The sequence below is a fragment of the Streptomyces sp. WM6386 genome, from assembly GCF_000972385.1.
Lineage (GTDB): Bacteria > Actinomycetota > Actinomycetes > Streptomycetales > Streptomycetaceae > Streptomyces.
Map to the genome: position 1 here is coordinate 1 of NZ_JXTE01000202.1, position 1,166 is coordinate 1,166.

General features: G+C 69.1%; 1 protein-coding gene and 1 pseudogene. One reads left to right on the forward strand and one right to left on the reverse strand.

Annotated elements, in window-relative coordinates; all coding sequences use genetic code 11:
* A pseudogene (locus tag TN53_RS48795) lies at positions 1 to 186 on the reverse strand (helix-turn-helix domain-containing protein); the annotation flags it as partial.
* A 239-nt stretch (positions 187 to 425) separates the two neighbouring features.
* On the opposite strand from TN53_RS48795, the gene TN53_RS40740 reads away from it, so the two are divergent.
* On the forward strand, positions 426 to 1,166 hold a 741-nt coding region (locus tag TN53_RS40740; protein WP_046263925.1), incomplete at its 3' end, for a PQQ-like beta-propeller repeat protein.

Genomic DNA, 1,166 nt, shown 5'->3' on the forward strand with positions numbered 1-1,166 from the left:
GCGACGCACCGTCTTCTGACAGCATTTCAGCTCGTCGCCGATCTGCGGGACCACCCATCCGTCCCAGCCCAGCTCCACCATCCGGCACCGCTCCACCACATCCTTCGGCGCCTTTCTGGCCGACGCCAGGCGGTGGATCACCGCTTGCTCGCCCTCGTCACGGCCCGGCCGTGCCCTCAGCACCATGACCCAGCACCCGCCCCCGAGTACCCGAAACCGCCCCGCTATCAGCAGCTATACCCATCGAAAGAGGAATCGAGCACTAGGTGCGAGGAGTGGCGGTCATGCAGGCCACCCGATTCCCGGGCCCGACAAAAGGTGCCGGGCGCCTACGACCCTAGGGATTCCCCCGAAGCGAACCACCGCGCGGCGGACGGACACCCACCGCAAGCGCGCCAGCGGGGCGGGCGGACGGGGGAACAGCCATGCCGATGAGCCCGAAGCCGTACGGACTCCCGTGGGGGATGCGTAATCGCGACCCCGGGGCGCCCAGCCTGGCCGCGGTGCCCGGCCCTCAGGACCCGAGTGCGCTTGGCAGCCCGTGGCCGTTCAAGGCGGCCGCAGGGATTCTCGCGGCTCCGGCCATCGACTATGCCGGTCATTTGTACGTCACCACTGAGGCTGGCCTGCTCCACCGGGTCCAACCCACCGGTGAAGGCACGGAGATCTACGACGCGGGTTCCCCGGTGAGGACGAGTCCCGCGCTGGTGCTGGGTAGTTCGGGGACGGGGAACGAGGGAGAGCCACCCGGGATCGGCGCTGTCTATCTGGGGGACGACGCAGGCTTCCTGCACTGCGTGCAAGGGGACGGCACACTGCTCTGGACGCTCAGCCCGGGGATCGGCCAGGACGCGCAGGGCGTTCCGCTGCGCTCCGACCCCGTGGTCCACCGTGCCGCGGGCAGCAGCCGGTCACGGATCTTCGTCGGCTGCGACGACGGACGGCTGTTCGCGGTGTCGGAGACGACCGCTGCCGCTGCCGCCACGGACTGGGAGTATTCGGTCCTGGCGCCCCTGCGCACGTCCCCAGTGCTCAGCGCCGACGGAATGTCGGTGCACCTCGCCACCGCTGATGGATTTCTGCACACACTGGACGCCCTAAGTGGTCAACTGCGCCACTCACCAGTGAAGTTGAGCGGCACGCAGCTGCACACACCGGCGCTGGAC